This is a genomic window from Melittangium boletus DSM 14713 (assembly GCF_002305855.1).
In the GTDB taxonomy this organism is placed as follows: domain Bacteria; phylum Myxococcota; class Myxococcia; order Myxococcales; family Myxococcaceae; genus Cystobacter; species Cystobacter boletus.
Genome location: NZ_CP022163.1, coordinates 3,797,169 through 3,816,665, shown reverse-complemented (window position 1 = coordinate 3,816,665; position 19,497 = coordinate 3,797,169). Strand labels below are relative to the sequence as shown.

13 protein-coding genes and 1 pseudogene are annotated in these 19,497 nt (G+C 66.4%); 7 read left to right on the top strand and 7 right to left on the bottom strand.

Going from position 1 to position 19,497, the window contains the following annotated elements:
- The first annotated feature begins 25 nt into the window (after positions 1-25).
- Positions 26-856, top strand: coding sequence for an aminoglycoside 3-N-acetyltransferase (gene aac(3) / locus MEBOL_RS16120; protein ID WP_245919807.1), 831 nt, complete (start codon positions 26-28; stop codon positions 854-856).
- Here aac(3) and MEBOL_RS16115 read toward each other — a convergent pair.
- Both MEBOL_RS16115 and MEBOL_RS16110 read right to left on the bottom strand, forming a co-directional pair.
- Positions 853-1,482 (bottom strand): hypothetical protein, encoded by a 630-nt coding sequence (locus MEBOL_RS16115; protein ID WP_170115405.1) that lies wholly within the window; start codon positions 1,480-1,482, stop codon positions 853-855. The genes aac(3) and MEBOL_RS16115 overlap by 4 nt on opposite strands.
- 633 nt (positions 1,483-2,115) lie before the next feature.
- Entirely contained in the window at positions 2,116-2,301 is a 186-nt protein-coding gene (locus MEBOL_RS16110; protein WP_179956421.1) for an Rrf2 family transcriptional regulator, read from the bottom strand.
- 308 nt (positions 2,302-2,609) lie between these two features.
- Between MEBOL_RS16110 and MEBOL_RS16105 the strand changes: the two genes are divergently transcribed.
- Positions 2,610-4,925, top strand: coding sequence for a LysM peptidoglycan-binding domain-containing protein (locus MEBOL_RS16105; RefSeq protein ID WP_170115523.1), 2,316 nt, complete (start codon positions 2,610-2,612; stop codon positions 4,923-4,925).
- A complete protein-coding gene (locus MEBOL_RS16100; RefSeq protein WP_095978269.1) occupies positions 4,922-5,521 on the top strand; it encodes a hypothetical protein in 600 nt (199 codons plus the stop codon). The genes MEBOL_RS16105 and MEBOL_RS16100 overlap by 4 nt, the downstream gene beginning before the upstream one ends.
- A 682-nt stretch (positions 5,522-6,203) precedes the next feature.
- Here MEBOL_RS16100 and rph read toward each other — a convergent pair.
- Positions 6,204-8,825 carry a rifamycin-inactivating phosphotransferase gene (rph, locus tag MEBOL_RS16090; protein ID WP_095978268.1) on the bottom strand — a complete coding sequence of 874 codons (2,622 nt, stop codon included), beginning with the start codon at positions 8,823-8,825 and terminating at the stop codon, positions 6,204-6,206.
- Between the two features lie 73 nt (positions 8,826-8,898).
- Positions 8,899-11,154, bottom strand: coding sequence for an RCC1 domain-containing protein (locus MEBOL_RS16085; RefSeq protein WP_095978267.1), 2,256 nt, complete (start codon positions 11,152-11,154; stop codon positions 8,899-8,901).
- 246 nt (positions 11,155-11,400) lie between these two features.
- On the opposite strand from MEBOL_RS16085, the gene MEBOL_RS16080 reads away from it, so the two are divergent.
- Positions 11,401-12,840, top strand: a complete 1,440-nt coding sequence (locus MEBOL_RS16080; protein WP_095978266.1) for a gluzincin family metallopeptidase — start codon at positions 11,401-11,403, stop codon at positions 12,838-12,840.
- A 56-nt stretch (positions 12,841-12,896) separates the two neighbouring features.
- Here the strand turns inward: MEBOL_RS16080 and MEBOL_RS16075 are convergent, their stop codons facing one another.
- Positions 12,897-13,898, bottom strand: a complete 1,002-nt coding sequence (locus MEBOL_RS16075; protein WP_218920913.1) for an AraC family transcriptional regulator — start codon at positions 13,896-13,898, stop codon at positions 12,897-12,899.
- 1 nt (position 13,899) lies between these two features.
- Entirely contained in the window at positions 13,900-14,781 is an 882-nt protein-coding gene (locus MEBOL_RS16070) for an oxidoreductase (RefSeq protein ID WP_095978264.1), read from the bottom strand.
- Positions 14,782-15,025: 244 nt separating this feature from the next.
- Here MEBOL_RS16070 and MEBOL_RS16065 point away from each other — a divergent pair, with 244 nt between their 5' ends.
- The gene (locus MEBOL_RS16065; RefSeq protein ID WP_095978263.1) at positions 15,026-16,303 is read left to right on the top strand and encodes a cytochrome P450 family protein; all 1,278 of its coding nucleotides are present in this window, start codon (positions 15,026-15,028) and stop codon (positions 16,301-16,303) included.
- A gap of 65 nt (positions 16,304-16,368) precedes the next feature.
- On the opposite strand, the gene MEBOL_RS16060 is transcribed toward MEBOL_RS16065, so the two are convergent.
- Positions 16,369-17,001 (bottom strand): hypothetical protein, encoded by a 633-nt coding sequence (locus MEBOL_RS16060; RefSeq protein ID WP_095978262.1) that lies wholly within the window; start codon positions 16,999-17,001, stop codon positions 16,369-16,371.
- A 263-nt stretch (positions 17,002-17,264) separates the two neighbouring features.
- On the opposite strand from MEBOL_RS16060, the gene MEBOL_RS16055 reads away from it, so the two are divergent.
- Together MEBOL_RS16055 and MEBOL_RS42860 are read left to right on the top strand one after the other, a co-directional pair.
- Positions 17,265-18,506, top strand: coding sequence for an alpha/beta hydrolase-fold protein (locus tag MEBOL_RS16055; protein WP_170115522.1), 1,242 nt, complete (start codon positions 17,265-17,267; stop codon positions 18,504-18,506).
- Between the two features lie 565 nt (positions 18,507-19,071).
- A pseudogene (locus tag MEBOL_RS42860) lies at positions 19,072-19,491 on the top strand (hypothetical protein); the annotation flags it as partial.
- Between the last annotated feature and the right edge of the window lie 6 nt (positions 19,492-19,497).

Sequence of the window (19,497 nt, the reverse complement as noted above, 5' to 3'; positions counted from 1 at the left end):
ACGATGTCCCGCTGGAGATCCTCTCTTGACCCGAGCCTCGGTGACCGTGACCCGTACCCAACTGAGAGGAGAGCTGCGGCGGCTGGGGGTGGATGCTGGCGATCTCGTGATGGTGCATGCCGGCCTCCGGAGCCTGGGCCCCGTGCTGGGCGGCGTGAACACCGTGGTTCAGTCCCTGCTCGATGCGGTGGGCGGCGGCGGCACGCTCATGGCGTACATGGATTGGGAGATGGGGGCGGAGCCGGAAGACTTCGAGGACGAGCGCCTTCGCGAGGAGATCCCCACGTTCGACAAGCGCATCGCGCGGGCGAGCCGCGACCACGGGATTCTCGCGGAGACGATTCGGACCTGGCCCGGTGCGGTTCGGAGCGATCACCCGGATGCCGGGGTGGCGGCGATCGGTGCGCGCGCGGAGTGGATCTGCGCGGACCACCCGCTGCGATACGGGTATGGCCCGGGCTCTCCGCTGCACAAGCTGGCGGAGGGGGGCGGCAAGGTGCTGATGCTCGGTGCGCCGCTCGAGAAGATCACGTTGCTGCACCACGTGGAGCACCTGGCGAACATCCCCGGCAAGCGCATCACGCGGTACGAGCGGCCGCTCTGGGTGGAGGGCGAACGGCGCTGGGTTTCGTTCGAGGAGTTCGACACGAGCGAGCCGGTGACCGACGCGCTGCTCGCGTCCGGCGGAGACTACTTCACGGCCATCGCGGAGCTGTGTCTCGCGCAGGGGGGCGGCCGCGCGGGAAGGATCGCGCGGGCGCCGTCCTATCTGTTCGATGCACGCCGGCTGGTGACGTGCGGCGTTGCCTGGTTGGAGAAGCACCACGGGGGCGGTGGGCTCCCCACGGAGAGTTAGTCCAGCTGCGCGACGGCGTTGGAGCAGGCCGTACCCAGACCCACGGCGCCCGCGACGCCGCCGACGACGCCGCCGACGACGCCACCGGCCACATCCGCCAGCACCACATGCCACCACTTGATCCTCGCCGGGGGGCTCTGCGTCCAGAAGAGCAGGGAGTGGCGAGCCGTGGACACGCCCGAGAGCACCGCCAGGTCCGCCGTCTCGCGGCCCAGCGACTGCACCGCCTTGTTCTCCAGGTCGGCCAGTGACTTGGACGCCTGCTCGGGCGACTGGGTCGACAGGACGCGCTCGATCTCCAGGGCGAAGTAGTACTGCTTGTCATTGAACGCCTTGCGGTGCGGAGCGAGCGTCTCGCTGAGCGGAGCCAACAGGTTCTCCGGCATGAGCTCCGTGTACTCCTGGATGAACTCGTCGGCCGGCTGCTCCGGCTTGAAGCCGCACTGGTCCACCAGGGCCTCGAGCGGATTGCTCTTCCCATCCGCGTTCACCTTCTGCAGGCACGCCAGGTAGGCGTTGTGCTGCTCACCCACGTGGTTCATGGGGTTGGCGGACTTGATTTGAGCGGAGGCGGCACCGGCGAACAGGACGGCGAGCAGGGTCACGGAGCGGCGGAGGTTGCACATGGGGTTCTTCCTTCCAGGTGTGGGTACCAGGAAATGGACAGACAACCCGCCGGAGGCAGCGAGCCGGCGGATGCGGAGACTCAATGCAGACCTCATGCCGACCTCCCAGCAACTCGGGTCTTCCTCGAAGGCGCCGCGTTTCCACCCAGAACCGGAGGTCCCGTGTTGCGTGGAGGGCGACACCGGGAACCCGTGCTCGTGGCCTTCTGAACAACGCCCACGCGAAATGGCCGAGAAGGGCCCGAGCCTCGCGCCGTCCCGGAAGAGCGGGTACCGCGTGGCGCCAAGCGAGGCGAGCGAGAAGGCGTTGTCCCCACGGCAATGAGAACTCCGCGCCGACGCCCAGCCGCTGTCCGGCACAGAGAGGGCATTTTTCGGATGCCTCCAGCGGCGGGGTCGATTCCCGCCGCATGAGAGGGATGGGGGCCCTGTTGCTCCCGTCCGGTGGACAGGCCGCGCAGCCCCTTGAGGTACACGCCTGCCCAGGCTGTGCTCCCCTCAGGTGCATGGCAGGGGGCCTGGACCTCTTGGCTGTCTTGAGCCTCAACACCAAGCGGCCTGGGGTGGCCCTCGTGCCGGGGCCAACCTCGTACATGCCGTGGGCGCCGCATGCGGTGAAGGACACGGGTTCTTCTAGGGCGGTGATGATCTCCGTGACAGGCCGGCGCCGTGCAGGCCCTTGAGCACCTTGCTCACCGAGGGCAGCAGCACCTGGGCACACGCCGACAGTTCCTTGGCCGTGCGCGTCCCGGAGCCGGCATGCACCAGTTCGGTCAGCAGCATGATGCCGTAGTCCGTCATCTTGCTCATCCGGAGCATTCGGAGCCTCTCCACCATGCTGGTCTCCCCGGGGACGTCCAGGGTGCCCCGGCATGAGGGCCTCTTCAAACAGGACTAAACTGGCCCGCATTGAAATCGCGCCGAAGCGCCCGGCTCCTGGCTGGTCCACGAAAAGGGGGGGCAAAGGCGGTATGCACTCGTCCAGGGAATGCGCCCATGGGAGCGAGAAGGCCAGGACGAGTAGACTCCCGCTCGAAGCAAAAGGGGGGGTGTTATCGTGGAGCACGGCATCGTTCTGAAGCGACCCCTCCCCCCGATTGGCCAGGACCTCTACAATGAGGACGCTCATGGGTGAAATTGACTACCGGGTTCGTACGGGAGACACGCTGTGGGGGATCTCCAGACGGTACAAGACCAGTGTTGAACTGCTGAGCCGAGTCAACACATTGCACGATGACCGGCTTCAGGTCGGGCAAGTGCTGCGCATCCCCAGCAGCAGCAAAGACCCGAGCGCGCTCGCGAAAGAGCTCCTGCGGACGACCAGCCTGACCAGCGGCAGCACAGCCACACGGGGAGGCAAAGCACGCCCGCCGAGCACGATTCCCCATTCAAGCCCCGGTCGCGCAGCGGCTCCAGACATCGAGGACGTTCGCTCCGGTGAAGCAACCCTCCGATTCGGGATGGAGGGCTCCGCGGTCAAGGAACTCCAGCGATTGCTCGTGGTCTCTGGACAGCTCCTCCAAGAGCGGATGAACATGAGCCCGGGGATCTTCGGCCCCGCGACCCGCTCGGCGGTGAGCGCGTTTCAACGAGCACACCACCTCATTCCCTGGGGAAATCCCCAAGGAACCGTTGACCGACCGACCTTGGAGACATTGGACTCGGTCGGCACGGAGAAACGAGCGGACTTCCGCCCCAAGAATGTCCACTCGGAGGTCAAGCCTACCGGTCCCACTTCAGGTGGCGTGCACAAGGCATCCGCCCCCAAAGCAGCGGAAACCTCAGGGAAGACTCCCACCAATCAATCGTGGCTCGAGGCCATTTGGGACTGGATCCTGGGAACGGCGCAAGGCGACTTCAACAAGGATCCCGCGCTCAGCCAGATCATCGTCAATACGATTCTGGGCCTCATCCCGGTGGTGGACCAGATCCTGGATGTCAGGGATATCATCGCGGGCCTCAAGGACATCATCGAGTACTACCTGGAGGATGAAACGGAGCAGAGGCGCCATGAGTCGGTGCTGGGCCTTCCCTATGAGTACTGGATTTGGCTCAACATCTTCATCATCGCCATGGGTTGCATCCCGGAAGTGGGCTCCGCCGTCAAGGGCGTGCTCCGCGTCCTCATCTCGTTCCTCGCGACGCTCGGCAAGGTGGGTGGGACGCTGACGGCTGTCCAGGCCCAGCGGCTCTGGCGCGAACTGGACAAGGTGGTGAAGCACCTTGGCGTCGGGAACCTGAAGGCCCAGGATTGGTTGAAGCGCTTCGAAGGCGACCTCGACAAGCGGGTGGAGCAGGCGTTCCTCCTGATCAAGCAGGCACTGAACGTCCTGAACTCCTTGCTTACGAGCGCGGAACAGGTCGCCACCGGTTGGCTCGCCAAGCGGGTCGTGGATGCCAAACAACTGAAGGAGTTTATCGCCCAGTTGCGCGAAATCAAGCAGACGATTAGGCAATGCCATGCCCGGCTCAACCTGGCCAAGGAGGAAATCAACCGGTGGCTGAGGGCACAGCTCAAACAACTCCTTGGCGCCGCTCCGCGACTCCCGTCGAACAGCGTACCCCGCGCATCACAAGCTCACGTGAAGTCGCAAGCTCAGCGCGCCGACGAGCTGTCGCGGGCAGTTACGAAGAGCAAAGCCGCCGCCAGTCTCGCCGAACGACAGTACCACGCCGCCGCCGAGGAACTTTGCGCGGCCCTTCGAGCCAGCCGCAGCACGCTGTATTCCGGACTGGATCCAGCAATCATTCTCAAGGTTGTCAATACGGCTTATTACGCAGCCAAGACGGGAATCAAGCGGTTCGACGTCTTCCTGAAGGAGCTGCGGCTCAAGAACTTCGCCAAGAACATCGACTTCGATGGCCTGAGCGCCCGTGAACTGGAGGAGTTCGAACAGGCCTTCATGAAGGGGGTAGACAAAGCGAGCAATGAATTTTCCGTTACCGTCCCTTTCAAGAACGGGCCGCGAACGATCCACACCAACGACGCTGGACAGTTGGTATTGGATGGACACATACTGGGCCCAACAAAGTGCAAGGAAATATACAAACTCCTTGGTCTCTCACATGCCATCGACGGACATGGTCCACTAAAAGATCTATTGGAAGTCATCAACGAGGCGCTCCAGAACAAAAGCTTCACCTCGGGCAAATTCAACTCCGACAGGGCACTCCTGGAGGGCATCCAGCTGGCGACGGCCGAATTGAATGCGGGAAGATTCTACGTGAACGCCGCTGGAGGCCCGCGCATTGTCGACCTTCCAGCCAATGCAGAGATCGGGCGAGCATTCATGGTCAGGAACGAGGTTCCTCAAGGCATCACGCCGCTCGCCTTCGACACTCAGATCGATAATGTCGTAGAACTAGAGGTCGTCAGTATTCGAGCCGTGTTCAATGCCAACGGCACCATCAAGACCATCTATCCTCGAGGACTTCCTCCATGAGCAACGAATTCCGTATCAACTACACTAATCCACGGACTTCGATTCCAACACCCGAGAAATACGAGGGGTATGACTTGGAGTCAGCATTCTACGACTACAAACCCAAGGGACTGACAGTTACGCTCGAAATCGATGGATATTCCCTGCCCATGTCCTCCAGCAGGTTCATTGAATTTGTACTCGCCTGCCTTCCATTGGCAGAGCAACTGAGGGACCTTCCGCCCGAGACTCCCCACCAACTTAGAAAACATTTCCCGGAGGTCCCTTCTGATTTCAAGTTCTACTCATGGATGTTCGTGGACTTCATGCAGTGGTTTCCCATCATCATTTTCGCGACGGATAGGAGCATGACCTGGATCTATACGAGAACACAGGATGAGTCCAAAGAACACCCGCTCATCGTCCTACCTGAACGGGACAGAGAAAAGCCCGTCAAGGTCCCTCGGAATCTCGTGATCAAGGAAATCTGCGTGTTCCTCACGCGGTATCTCGATGACCTGTCCTCGGCCATTCCATTCATCCACTCAGACACACTGTACAAGAAGTACAGAGCCCGGATCGCCGCGCTTCAGATGAGTCGGGTGCTCTTTTCGTAAAGCGCCCGTCCTCTGTCGTCGGAGCCCCGTCTGGGTGTCCGTCTGGGTGTCAAAGAATTCGAGTGACGAGACCCGGCACAACACGGGGAGGGAAGGAGAAAAGCGGAAAGGGCACGGAGAAGTCCCCCGTCTCCAGCGCGCCGCCGCTTCTCGGAACGCCGCGACGAAGGTCCGGTACTGCTCGCGCAACTGCCGCAACGCCTGGCGAGTGGAGGCATGCCCCAGCGGCCGTGGGCTGCGCTTGATGTGCTCGGGCCGGGTATGCGGGTGCTGGGCCCTCACGGCGTTCGCCCCCAGGACGGGTTTGTCCCGTGCGCGCGCCTCGGCTTCCACTTCCTCTCTCAGTCCTCGCACCGCACGCCGCCGCTCCTGCTCCTCCAATCGTCGCCAACACGGCAGGGGCGCCACCTCCAACTCCACCGGCTCGGCCCATTGCTCGGCGAAGCGCCCCCGCGCTCCCGCCATGTCCTCACTCCCTCTCTTGCTCCAGCGCTTCGTCCAGTTGAACCACGGGAACAGTCGCCGCGCCGGCCCCAGCAATTGCGGCAGGCACGTGAGGCCCGGCCACTCGGTGCTTCTCTCCACCAGCCCCTCGAAGAGGAGCGGGGGGGGCCGCCTTGGCGTTCTTCATGGACCCGGCACTCATGAGTTCTTTCGAAGGATGGCTGAGGAACAAGGGAGTCTACGAGGGCAGGATCTCGACGTACCCTTCCGTTCCATGCACGCGGATGCGTTGCCCATCCTGGATCCGCCGGGTCGCCTGCTCCACGCCGACGACGGCCGGCAAGCCGTATTCCCTGGCGATCACCGCGCCATGGGTCATCAGTCCCCCCACCTCGGTCACCAGGCCCTTGATGGACACGAACAAGGGCGTCCAGCTCGGGTCCGTGAAGGAGGTGACCAAGATATCCCCCTCTGACAAATCAGCGTCGGCCATGTCCAAGAGGACGCGGGCTCGTCCCTCCACCACGCCCGAGGAGACCGGTAGACCGACGATGGCTCCGGCGGGGAGATCGGCTCGTTTGTACGCACCCGCGACGATTTCACCATCGGACGTGATGACCCGCGGTGGCGTCAGCTTCCGGTATCGTTCGTGCTCGTCCTTTCGTCGGCTGACGATCTGGCCATCCAGCTGGTTCGTGCGCACGACTTCGCGAAGCTCCTGGAAGGTGAGGTAATAGATGTCTTCCTTTTCAGGAATCACGTGGGCCCGCACGAGCTGCTCGGCTTCCTTGAGCAAGGCCTGCTTGCAGAGGAAGTAGCGATTGACGATGCTGTATTTCGGGTACTCCCGGTAGCCGATGAAGTTGCGGAGCCGGCGGATCATCCGTTGCGCTTCTCCGGCTTTTTGTTCCCCATCCGGCAATTGCTTCAATCGCGCCAGGAGCTCCTGTTCCTTCTTCAAGGCCTCTTGCCGCCCCTGCTCGAACTTCCGGCTGCTGGCCCCGGGCTCGAAGGTCTTGACGTTGCCGAGGATCAAGGGGACGAGGGTCGTGGGTTTTTCGCGCCAACGCGTCCTCGTCACATCGATTTCCCCGACGCATCGCATGCCGAATTTGTCGAGATACGCGGAGAGGGCGTCGTGGGCTGCCTGTCCACCCTCCAACCGGGTCAGGCCCTCCAGGAAGCCCTCATCCTTGGCAGTTCGCAGGTATTCGATCACCTCCGGATGCGGCCGGATCGCGTCCGCGACATCCAGGAGCGCCAGCCCCATTTCCGAGGTGATGTTGTTCGGCACGGACTGAGAGAGCGTGTCCGCGGCGTTCTTCTCGCCCAACCACGCCATCATCTTCTCGTTGATCCAAGACGAGGCGTTCATGCCGGCCATGATCGCGCTGAAGCTCCGCGGTTCAAGCAAGCTCTTCCGCAAGTGCTGAATGTCTTCCAGGATGAAATCCAGTAATTCCGTTCCGGATTTCGTTTGGATGTTCCGCTTCAGCGCTTCGATCGACGTCTGGCTGTGCGCGATCAACTCGGCGACGATCGCCGGATCGTCGTCGAGAGGCGGGTGGGAACCCGCGGGCGACAGACCTGGCTTGCCTTGAGCGGGACCCGATGCGGGTGGATCCGCGGGCGACGGTTCGATGAAATCGCCCCGCTCGATGAGGGTCATGAGGGCGTCCTTGATGAGCGGATCGGATCCGCCCAGGACATTCAAAATGGCGTCCCGGCTGGCCGGTGAAGCCAGCTCCTTCGTGAGATCGACGAACAACCTCCCACCCGCCGCATACATGGGGCGAGCGGCGGTCAACTGCCACAAGGACAGCCCCAAGGGCTTCATGGGGTCGGTCATCATTTGTTGATGGCCGACGGAGATGAAGACGTGGTTGCCTCGATCACCCACATCCGGGATGGGGTACAGGGTCGTGATGGGCCGACTCTGGACGATGGAGAACGCGTCGTCGACCAGGCACCATTCGATGTCCTGGGGATGACCGAAGTGCTCTTCGATCCGCCTGCCCAGGCGCTCGAGCCGCACGATCTGCTCATCCGTCAGCACGGGGCTGTTCCGCCGCTCGGGCTCGAGCGCCCGTTCCCGCGTACCGCCCTCCGCCAAGGCCCAAGTCGCCAGCTTCTTGGTGGCGACCGTCTTCTCGGTGACCTGGCCGCTGCGCACCTTGTAGCCATCGGCGTTCACCAGGCCGGAGACCAATGCCTCACCGAGGCCGAAGCCCGCCTCGATGGAGGACACCTTCCGGTTCGAGGTCACGGGATCGGCCGTGAACAAGATTCCGGCCGCCCGAGGGATGACCATCTTCTGCACCACCACCGCCATGTGGACCTTGCGGTGGTCGAAGCCGTGTCGAACGCAGTAGGAGACCGCCCGCTCGGTGAAGAGCGACGCCCAGCACCGGCTGACGTGCGCCAGGATCGCCGACTTCCCGATGACGTTCAGGTACGTGTCCTGCTGGCCCGCGAAGGAAGCCGTCGGCAAATCCTCCGCCGTCGCGCTGGACCGGACGGCATAGGCGGCTTGCTCGCCGAGCCTGGAAAGGAAGCGGGTGATCGCTTCCTGAATGTCTTCGGGGATGGCTATCCCTTCGATGATCGTGCGGATCTCCGCGCTGAGCTCCCGGATTCCATCCCGGTCTTCCGCCTTCAGACGCGACAACCGATCGAGCCATTCGCCCAGCGTCGGCGCTTCTCCCAGGATCCGCTTGAAGGCTTCGGTCGAAACGCAAAAGCCATCCGGTACGCGGATCCCTTCCAGACGGGAAAGCTCCCCCAGGCTCGCGCCTTTCCCCCCGACCACCATGATTCGGGTTCGGTCGACCTCCTGGAGACCCAGCACGTAAGCACGCATCCCGTCACCTCCCTCATCGAAGGGCGCCACTATAGGCCCGAGGGGGCTCGCCCCTGTCCTCACGGAAGGTGGCTCAGTTGAGCAGGGAGCGCAGACCGGTCGGGTAGTACACGGGCCGGTCATTGCCCAGCTGGCCATCGTCGTTGAAGCCCCAGGCCCACCCGGTTCCATCGGAGAGGGCCAGGAGCGAGTGCGAGCCGCCCGCGGCCAGCGCCGTGCCGCCGCTCACCCCCGCCACCTGCAGCGGCGCGTAGAGCGCGTAGCTGTTGGTGCCCGTGCCCCGTTGGCCCTTCTCGTTGTTGCCCCAGGCCCACACCCCGCCGTTCTGGCACACCGCCAGGGAATGGGCGTCACCTCCGGCCACGGAGAGCACTCCAGTCAGCGTCTTCACGCGCACCGGCGTCAGGCTTCTGCTCACGCTCGAGTCGCCATGGCCCAGCTGGCCATGATCATTGGACCCCCAGGCCCACGCCGTGCCATCCGAGCGCACCGCCAGCGAGTGGAGCTGGCCCGCGGCCACGGAGACCACCCCCGTCAGGTTCTTGACCTGCACGGGGACGGAGCGGCTGGTCTGGGTCCCATCCCCGAGCTGGCCCGTGTACCGGTTGTATCCCCAGGCCCACGCCGTGCCATCCGAGCGCACCGCCAGCGAGTGCAGCGGTCCCGCGGCCACGGCTGTCACTCCGCTCAGCCCCTGCACCTGCACGGGCAGCGGACGGTTGCTCTGGGTGCCATCACCGAGCTTGCCGTACTCGTTGTCGCCCCAGGCCCACACCGTGCCGTCCGAGCGCAGCGCCAGCGAATGGCCCTCGCCCGCGGCCACGGCCGTCACTCCGCTCAACCCCCGCACCTGCACCGGCGCGTCGCGGCTCGTCGTGGTGCCATCCCCCAGCTGGCCCAGGCCATTGAGCCCCCAGGCCCACACCGTGCCGTCCGAGCGCAGCGCCAGCGAGTGGAAGGCCCCCGCGGCCACGGCCACCACGCCGCCGAGCGCCGGGACTGGCCCCGCGGTGGCCTGGCTGTTCGAGGTCGCGGTGCCCAGCTGGCCATGGGTGTTGGAGCCCCAGGCCCACACCGTGCCGTCCGAGCGCAGCGCCAGCGAGTGAGCACGTCCGGCGGCCATGGCCGCGGCCCCGCTCAGTCCCTGCACCTGGGCGCGCGAGGTGGACGAGAAGAGCCCGCTGCCCAGCTGGCCCACGGAGTTTTCGCCCCAGGCCCACACCGCGCCATCGGCGAGCCGCACCAGCGAGTAGCCCGTACCGGCGGCCACCTCCACGACCCCGCTCACTCCGGGAAAGGGGCTCGGCACGGGGTGAGGCAGCGCGTCCCGGCTTCCCGTCGCCAGCTGGCCCTCGGCATTGGAGCCCCAGGCCCACACGGAGCCGTCCGAGCGCACCGCCAGCGAGTGGCTCACGCCCACGGACACGGCCGTCACCCCGCTCAGCCCCAGCACCCGCACCGGCGAGGTCCGAGCCGTCGTGGTGCCATCTCCCAGCTCACCCGAGCCGTTGCTACCCCAGGCCCACACGGAGCCATCCGAGCGCACCGCCAGCGAGTGGCCGTCGCTCGTGGCCACCGCCACCACGTCGCTCAGCTCCAGCACCCGCACCGGCGAGGTCTGATTCGTCGTGGTGCCATCCCCCAGCTTTCCGGAGAAGTTGGAACCCCAGGCCCACACGGAGCCATCCGAGCGCAGTGCCAGCGAGTGGTCATGACCCGCGGCCACGGCCACCACGCCACTCAGCCCCAGCACCCGCACCGGCGAGGTCCGCTCCGTCGTGGTGCCATCGCCCAGCGCGCCCGCATCGTTCTCGCCCCAGGCCCAGACCGTGCCATCGGAGCCCACCGCCAGCGAGTGATGAAAACCCGCGTCCAGGGCCACCATGTCCTGGAGCCCGGACACCTGCACGGGGACGTTCTGATCGCTCCAGGAGCCAATGCCCAGCTGGCCTTTGAAATTGGAGCCCCAACTCCAGACGGTGCCATCGGAGCGCAAGGCCAACGAGTGCTCATACCCCGCGGACACCGCCACCACGCGAGTCAGTCCCGTCACCTTCGCCGGCGTGCTGCTCGAGGCATAGCCGCCGTTGCCCAGCTGCCCGTATCGGTTGTAGCCGGAGGCCCACACGGTGCCATCCGCGCGCACGGCCAGAGAATGATCCCAACCCGTGCTCAACAACAAACGCGCTTGCACGGACTGTCGGTGGGACCCCAGCGCGGCCTGCTCCGCCACGGGGCCTTCAGGGGGCTGGCCACAGCCGCTCACCAGCCAGAGCCCCAACAGCAGGCCCAATGCGTGTTCCATCCACGAGGTCGTACGTCTTCGCATGTTCAGGACTCCAGGCCCTGCGGGGCTGAGGGATTGCCGCACCGGCCTCAAGGCGCGTCCACGCGCTCCCGACAGCCGGATGCATTCCAGACTAAACCGTCTTCCTTGAATTAAAAGCAAGACCGGGCACCAAGGCTCGCACGCCTCATTCCCGGAGACTTCACCGTGGGTTCATGCGGCGCCTCCGATAGGCTGTGACCGTGGGCCTCTGTCCCCCTGGACAGGCGGTTCTCGGGAGCTCAACCGATGCGCTCTGTTCGATTCCTCGCCGTCCTGATGCTCGCTGGCGGCCTCACGGCTTGTGCCGCCCCGATGGCCGTCGCGCCCGTGACGCTCGCCAACGCCAGTGAACGGCCCGTGGAGGTGGTGGTCGAGCGCGACGGCGGCCGCTGGACGGCCGAGTTCGTCCTCGACCGGGAGGCGCCGGTATGGGCTTTTATCCGCTCCGCTCTCGCGCTGAGGACGCACCAGCCCTGGCGGCCGGAGCAGTGGACGGTCGAGACGCCCAACGTCGTGCTGGAGAGGCAGGGAACACGTGATGTTCTTCGGGCCGCGGACGGCGGTCCGGTGCCGCGGCGCGTGCGCGTGGCGATCCGACCCGCGTCGGTGGACCTGGAGGCGGACTACGATCCGGCGCTGCTCTTCACCGATGGATCGGTCGCGCTCTACACCGCTCAGTTCGACGTCATCCCGTTGCGGTCCATGGAGGCCGCGCGGGCACTGCCCCATGACCTGAACGGTGTGGAGGTGGCCGGCGGGCCCGCGCGTGTGACGTGGCGTGACCGCGCGGGACCCGTCCTGTTTCGAGGTGAGCGGCGCGCCGAGGCCGTGGCGCGGGACGCGAACACCTATGTCCTGTTCGGTCAGGCCGGGCTGGTGGAGGGCGAGCGATGGGCCACCGTGCTCGATCCTGCCCTGCCCCCCTGGATGGGTGCCGAACTTCGCGCCTTCACCCCCCGGGTCACGGACTTCTACGCCGAACGGCTCGGCCCGGGCGGCGCGGACAAGTACACCCTCATGGCCAGCTGGGATGGCCCCACCCCGCGGAGGACCAGTATGGGCGGCAGCGTCCTTCCCGGCCTCGTCGTCATGACCTTCGAAGGCGAGGGCGTGGTGCGGCCCTCGGAGGAACTCCTCGCCCGGGCGCGCTGGTTCATCGGACACGAGAGCGCCCACTTCTGGCTTGGAGAAACCGTCCACTACGAGCGCGCCCGCGATGCGTGGATCACGGAGGGGGGCGCGGACCTGATGGCCATCCGGGCGCTCGAGGCAATGAATCCGGCGTATGACGCGCGTGCCGGATTGCAGAAGGAGGTGGACGACTGTCTCACGCTCTCACGGGGCCGGAGCGTGGCCAGCGCGGCCGAGCGGGGCGAGCACCGGGCCTACTACGCCTGTGGCGCGGTGTTCGCGCTGGCGGCCGAGGGAGCGGTGCGTCGCGGGGGAGGGCGGGACTGGTTCGACTTCCTCCGGCCGCTCGTGGAGGCCAACCGAGAGGACGGTGTCCTCTCGCGGGCGGAGTGGTTGGCCGAGCTGACCCGCGTCTCGGGGGACCCGACGCTGGCCGAGGACATGGCGCGCCTGCTGGACGAGGGGAGCGCGGACCCGGCGACGAGCGTGGCCGCCCTCTTCCAGCGCACGGGGGTGCCCCATCGTCTCGAGGACGGGACGGTGCGGCTGTTGTAGCGTGTCTACCTCCGGCGCGGAGGCGGAAGAGAGGCATGGAGGGCCTTTGCGCGTCTTCAGGCCGATCGACGTTCCGAGTCTCGCCACTGGTTCGGCGTCACCCCTTCCCAACCGCGGAAGGCCCGGGTGAACGAGTTCAACTCCTCGAAGCCCAGCAGGAAGGCCACCTCGCCCGCATCCAGGTCGGTGTTCGCGAGCAGCCGGCACGCGGATTCCCGGCGGACCTCGTCGAGCAGCGATTGATAGGTCGTCCCAGATTCCTTGAGCCGGCGCTGGAACGTGCGCGGACTCATGCGGAGCTCGTCGGCGAGCTTCTCCACGGAAGGGCGCTCTCCGCACATCCACCGGCGGAGCGCGGTCCGCGCGTCATCGGCGAGCGAGCGATGGGGCGAGCGTTCACTCAGCGCGGCTTCGAGCCCGGGCAGGAGGACGGCGAGCAGGTCCGCGTTGTGGGTCACGAACCGCTCGTCCAGCGCCCGCGCATCGAGGACGAGCAGATCCACGGGGGCGTCGAACACGACCTCACAGCCGAAGTGGCGGGTGAGCATGTCCGTGTTGGCGCGACGCCGTGCCAGCTCGACGCGTCTCGGGATGAGCGGTCTTCCCATTCCGCGGCGGGCGAGCGCGAGCAGGGAGGCGAACGTCGCATCGAGGAGGCGCACCGGCAACGCCCCCTCGGCGAGTACCCAGTGGAACCGCAGCCGTGCCTCACCGTCCGCGAGCTCGATCGTGAGATCCTTCGGGCAGGTGAGGCGCTTGTACCGGGCGAGCTTCTCCAAGGCCTCGCCGAGGCTCCCGGAATGAAGCGCCGCCATCGACGCCACGTCGTACTGGTGCGGCAGCGCCTCGGAACCCACGCGCAGACCCACGTCCCGCCCGCTGCCCGTTTCCAGCGCTCGCCAGAGCGCCAGGAACTCGCGTGTCGTGAGGTATGCCTTCGCTTCCTTGAATCGCGAGCGCAACACACCTGCTTGTCGCAGCACGCGCTCGACGTCCACGCCGAGCACGGCGAAACGCTCGAGCAGCACACCTGGCACGGGAACGAGATCGACGGGCAATTCAGTTCCTCTTCTCGGCCAGCATCCTGGCGATGGGAGTCTCGGCGAAGTCACCCATGCCGTCGAAGTCCGTCGACATGCCGAGTGACTTCCACCTGGCATCCTCTTCCGCTCGAGCCCGGGCAACGGCCCCCGCGAGGAACACCGCGTCCGAGCCCAGCAGGAGCCGAAGCGGCGGCTGTGGCTCCGAGGCGATCTGGAGGATGGCCCGCGCCGCCTTCAGGGGGTCGCCCCGCTCGATGCCCGCGTGCTCGCGGAGGTTCTGCAGCGCACCCACGGTTGCCTTGTAATCGTCATGGACCGGGTCGATGCGCATCGACGCGCCCGCCCAGTTGGTGCGCATGCCGCCGGGTTCGACGATCGTCACGCGAATGCCGAGCGGCCCCACCTCTTTCGACAAGACCTCCGAGAAGCCCTCCACGGCCCATTTGGAGGATTGGTAGGCCGAGAGCCCCGGGCTTCCCAGGCGCCCACCCACGGACGAGATCTGGATGATGTGCCCATCGCGCTGCGCCCGGAGCACGGGGAGCGCGGCGCGCGTGACGTTCACCACGCCGAAGAAGTTCGTCTCGACCTGCGCGCGGAAGTCTTCCTCCGCCACGTCCTCGATGGAGGAGATGTTCGCGTAGCCGGCGTTGTTGACCAAGACATCCAGCCGGCCAAAGGCGGATGTCGCGGCGGCCACGGCCCGGCGCGCGGCGGCGGAATCGGTCACGTCGAGCGCGACCGCGCGCACCTGCTCACCAGGGTGTGCGACGAGTTCCTGGAGCTCCTCGGGATTGCGTGACGTCGCCACCAGGCGGTGGCCGGCGGCGAGCACGGCCTTGGCGAGATCGCGGCCAAGGCCGCGTGAGCATCCAGTGATGAGCCAGACTTTCGACATGCGCGGGATCCTTCGTGGCGCCGGGGATTCGGCCAGACGCAGAGTCACGAAGATCGCCAGAGGACGCTAATCCGATCGCGCCAAAGAATCATGGGATCGCGACACGGGTTCCCGCGAGCTCGAAGGTGAGGGGCTCGGGGGGGCGCGGCGAGCCTCTACGCCGGGGAGTCACCTATGATAGCGAACGTGGAGACGATGCGCCGCGGACGCGGCTCACCCGTCCACCTCGCCTGAAGGGAACACCATGACCGCCCCCGCCCCCACCCCGACGACGAACAACGAGCCGAAGAAGACCCGCGCCACGAGCACCGCGCCGACGCCGTCGTTCAACTTCGTCACGCCGGAATTCCGTCGGGACCCGTATCCCTTCTACGCGCGGCTGCGGCGAGAGATGCCGATCATCCGCCTGAACCAGGGGCGCCGCGGCGAGAGCTTCTATGTCTCGCGCTACGACGACGTGATGGTGCTGCTCAAGGACACCGAGCGCTTCGCGAACGACAAGCGCAGCGCCGGTCTCCAGGTGTCGTGGCTCGAGTCGCGGCTCTCGATGGGCATCGTCGATTCCATGGTGATGAAGGACGGAGTCGACCATCGGCGCCTGCGCACGCTCGTGCACAAGGCGTTCATGCCGGCGCGTGTCGCCGCGCTCGAGCAACGCATCGAGCAACTCACGGACGGATTGCTGGATGCGGCCGACGCGCGCGGCACGCTGGACTTGATGGCCGACCTCGCGCTGCCGCTGCCGGTCGCGGTGATCTCCGACATGATGGGGGTCGACGAACGTTATCAGCATGACTTCCATCGTTGGATGAACGGCATCCTGGAGCTGGACGGCGCCGGTCCCCTGGAACTCCTCACGAACGTCCCCAACATGATCAAGCTCAACCGCTTCTTGCGGATGCTGATCGCCGAGCGCCGCAAGAACAAGGGCGATGACGTCCTGAGCGCGATGATCGAGGCCGAGGAGGCCGGTGACAAGCTGAGCTTCGACGAGCTCGTCGCGTCGACCCTCATCCTCCTCCTCGCGGGGCACGAGACGACCGTCAACTTGATCGGCAGCGGGGTGCTCGCGCTGGTGGAGTACCCCGATCAGCTCGAGCGCCTTCGGGCGCACCCCGAGCTCATGGACTCCGCGGTCGAGGAGATGCTGCGGTACACGAGCCCGGTCCAGCTCAACGCGCCTCGCTTCGCTCGCGAGGACACGGAACTCCGCGGTGTGTTCATCCGGAAGGGGGAGGCGGTGTGCCCGATCCTCGGTTCGGCGAACCACGACGAGGCGTACTTCGAAGACCCGGAGCGGTTCGATATCGGGCGCCAGCCGAACCGTCACGTCGCGTTCGGCTTCGGGCCGCATTTCTGCCTCGGCGCTCCGCTCGCGCGGCTCGAGGCAAAGGTCGTCTTCCGCGCCCTTCTGCGACGATACACGGACATCCAGCTGGCCGTGCCGCGCTCCGCACTCACCTGGCGCCGCTCGCAGTCGGTCCGCGGCCTGACCGCTCTCCCGCTCCGGGTTCGGCGCTGACCTGGCGGGGTGTTGAGCCCATGCAGTCACTGCATGGGCTGCGAGTCGGGCTGCGGCCCCCTGGGCTACTCCAGCTTCGCGACGGCGCCGGAGCAGGCCGTGCCGAGACCCACGGCGCCCACGCCGCCGCCGAAGACGCCGCCGACGATGCCGCCGGCCACATCCGCCAGCACCACCTGCCACCACTTGGCCCTCGCCTGGGGGGGGCTCTGCGTCCAGAAGATCAGCGAGTGGCGAGCCGTGGCCACGCCCGAGAGCACCGCCAGGTCCGCCGTCTCGCGGCCCAGCGACAGCACCGCCTTGTTCTCCAGGTCCGCCAGCGACCTGGACGCCTGCTCGGGCGACTGGGTCGACAGGACGCGCTCGACCTCCAGCGCGACGGAGTACTGCCTGTCGTTGAACGCCTTGCGGTGCGGCGCGAGCATCTGGCTGAGCGGAGCCAGCAGGTTCTCCGGCATGAGCTCCGTGTACTCCTGGATGAACTCGTCGGCCGGCTGCTCCGGCTTGAAGCCGCACTGGTCCACCAGGGCCTCGAGCGGATTGCTCTTCCCATCCGCGTTCACCTTCTGCAGGCACGCCAGGTAGGCGTTGTGCTGCTCACCCACGTAGTTCATGGGGTTGGCCGACTTGATCTGGGCGGAGGCGGCACCGGCGAACAGGACGGCGAGCAGGGTCACGGAGCGGCGGAGGTTGAGCATGGGGTTCTTCCTTCCAGGTGTGGGTTCCGAGGAATGGACAGACAACCCGCCGGAGGCAGCGAGCCGGCGGATGCTGAGCCTCAATGCAGACCTCATGCCGACCTCCCAGCAACTCGGGTCTTCCTCGAAGGCGCCGCGTTTCCGCCCAGAGCCGGAGGTCCCGTGTTGCGTGGAGGGCGACACCCGAAACTCGCGCTCGTGGCCTTCTGAACAACGCCCACGCGAAATGGCCGAGAAGGGCCCGAGCCTCGCGCCGTCCCGGGATGGCGGACACCTCGTGGCTTCGGGGCGATACGGGCGAGGAGGCGTTGTCCCCACGGCAATTGCTCGCCATGCTGCTCCCGCTGGAGGCGTTACCCGCGGCCCCCATCGAACAGGGGCAGCCCATCCTCCTCGGGACACGATTCACCCTGCGCTCGGACACGCTCGGAGAGGACCGGTCCTATTTCGTCCATCTGCCGCCCGGCTACGAGACCTCGTCAGAGCGTCATCCCGTCCTGTACCTGTTGGATGGCGATGAGCACTTCCACCACGCCACGGGGCTCGTGGACTTCCTGGCGCGGGGCGGGTTCATCCCCCCGCTGATCGTGGTGGGTATCTCGAATACGGAGCGGGGGCGGGATCTCACCCCGCCCGTGCGGGGGGATGCCCGGTTGCCCAACGCCCCCTCCCTCCGTGTCGCCCAGGTCATGCCCTTGGCGGGCGGCGCGGATCGGTTCCTGCGATTCCTGGAGGAGGAATTGCGGCCCCAGATCGAGTCGCGCTACCGCACGCTGCCGTACCGGATCCTCGTGGGCCACTCGTATGGCGGTCTGTTCGGCCTGCATACCTGGGTGTCACGGCCCCACCTCTTCCAGGCCCTCATCCTCAGCAGTCCGAGCCTGTGGTGGAACGAGGGCCAGTGGGTGCGAGACGCGGCCAGGGCCCTCGGGCGGTTGCCCTCGCCGGAGCGTTTCCTCTACCTGAGCATGGGCAACGAAGGGCCCGCCATGCTCGCGCCCATTCAGGGACTCGCGCGCACACTCGCGCGCACGCGCCCCCCGGGGTTGCGGTGGCACTACGCTTTTCTGAGGAAGGAGCACCACGTCAGCACCCCCCACCGCACCCTCTCCGATGGCCTGGAGTCGCTCTTCGAGGGGTGGATCGTGCCCGAGTACCCGGCGACCCCCGGGACGCTGGCGAAGATTGAGGCGAACTATGCGCGCTTGTCCCGACGGTTCGGCATGGAGCTCCACCCCGCCGAGGACATGCTCAACGGCGTGGGCTACCAGTTGCTGGAGCAAGGCCACACGCGCGCCGCGCTCGCCGCCTTGCGGCGCAATGCCGAGTGGTATGCCCAATCGAGCAACGCCTGGGACAGCCTGGGCGAAGCTCTAGAGGCCACGGGTCAATGGGACGCGGCGCGCGACAGCTATGCGCGAGCCATCGTACTCGACCCCACACGCCCCGCTTTCCAGCAGCACCTGGAGCGCGTCAATGCCAGGACGCGTCCTCCCGGGCCGTGAGGCCGAGTGCTTTCGGACGTGAGGTGCGCACGAGAACGTGGCGCCGGTCATCTGGTTCTCGCCCACCGGCATGCGGGTATCCTGGCTTCATGAGAGCCCACGTCACAGGGCGCCCCTGGCTCGTGCCGCTGGAGGCGTTGTTGCTCACGACAAGATGTGTGAACCCAACGGCGGGGGGGCCTCCCGTGAGAGTTGAACTCCGAGTCTTCAGCGGCCTTCCCAACCACACCTGGGCCGCTCTCCGCCGAGGAGGTCCAGGAACTCGAGCGGCGCCTGCACGGCCTTCCTCGACGTGACGGGGCATTCCAGGACGGGGGAGGGGGTTACTCCGGCTTCACGGTTTGGAATCCCAGCCTCGCGAGGGGGCTGCCGCAGTCGATCTGGGTGTGCCAGGGCGTGGGCATTCCTCGGGACGAGGCGCTCGTCGCCTACGACGACATCCATGATCTGGAGGGATGGCTGATCGCGCAGGCCCGGGAGCGAGGCCACGGTGGGCTGTTCACGGACGACGGCTGAATCACTCGAAATCCGTCTTGAGCGACGCATCCAGCCTCTTCATGTCCTGATGCCATCGAGCGTCGCGCCGGTGACGGCCACGGTGAACTGCTGGGTGCTCTCGCTCTGGCTTCGCAGCTCGGTCTTCTGCTTGGGGGAGCCGCCACGCGATCACGCCCCTCTCCTGCGAGCAGACGGTCCCCCTGACCTCCTCGGCGGAGGCGCTCTCCCTGGCGCGGGCCTACTTCCCCGAACTCGCCGCCGACGTGACGGCGTCCCCCGGAGTCCCCCTCGCGCCCGCTTCCGCCGAGCAGGCCCGTGCGCTCACCGCCCAGCTCACTGGGAGAGGCTTGCTCACGCTGACGACGCACGGGCTGACCTTCCAGGCTATGCGAGCGCGACGCTGCTCTCCGATGGCCGTATCCTCCTCGCGGGAGGCTTCACGGGCGCGGGGAGCACCACCCACGCGGAACTCTATGACCCAGTGGCCAACACG

Coding starts and splice junctions, on each gene's coding strand:
- MEBOL_RS16060 (WP_095978262.1), bottom strand. CDS start 17,001: ATGCTCAACCTCCGCCGCTCCGTGACCCTGCTCGCCGTCCTGTTCGCC.
- MEBOL_RS16100 (WP_095978269.1), top strand. CDS start 4,922: ATGAGCAACGAATTCCGTATCAACTACACTAATCCACGGACTTCGATT.
- MEBOL_RS16085 (WP_095978267.1), bottom strand. CDS start 11,154: ATGCGAAGACGTACGACCTCGTGGATGGAACACGCATTGGGCCTGCTG.
- MEBOL_RS16115 (WP_170115405.1), bottom strand. CDS start 1,482: ATGTGCAACCTCCGCCGCTCCGTGACCCTGCTCGCCGTCCTGTTCGCC.
- MEBOL_RS16105 (WP_170115523.1), top strand. CDS start 2,610: ATGGGTGAAATTGACTACCGGGTTCGTACGGGAGACACGCTGTGGGGG.
- MEBOL_RS16065 (WP_095978263.1), top strand. CDS start 15,026: ATGACCGCCCCCGCCCCCACCCCGACGACGAACAACGAGCCGAAGAAG.
- MEBOL_RS16080 (WP_095978266.1), top strand. CDS start 11,401: ATGCGCTCTGTTCGATTCCTCGCCGTCCTGATGCTCGCTGGCGGCCTC.
- MEBOL_RS16110 (WP_179956421.1), bottom strand. CDS start 2,301: ATGCTCCGGATGAGCAAGATGACGGACTACGGCATCATGCTGCTGACC.
- MEBOL_RS16070 (WP_095978264.1), bottom strand. CDS start 14,781: ATGTCGAAAGTCTGGCTCATCACTGGATGCTCACGCGGCCTTGGCCGC.
- rph (WP_095978268.1), bottom strand. CDS start 8,825: ATGCGTGCTTACGTGCTGGGTCTCCAGGAGGTCGACCGAACCCGAATC.
- MEBOL_RS16055 (WP_170115522.1), top strand. CDS start 17,265: ATGGCGGACACCTCGTGGCTTCGGGGCGATACGGGCGAGGAGGCGTTG.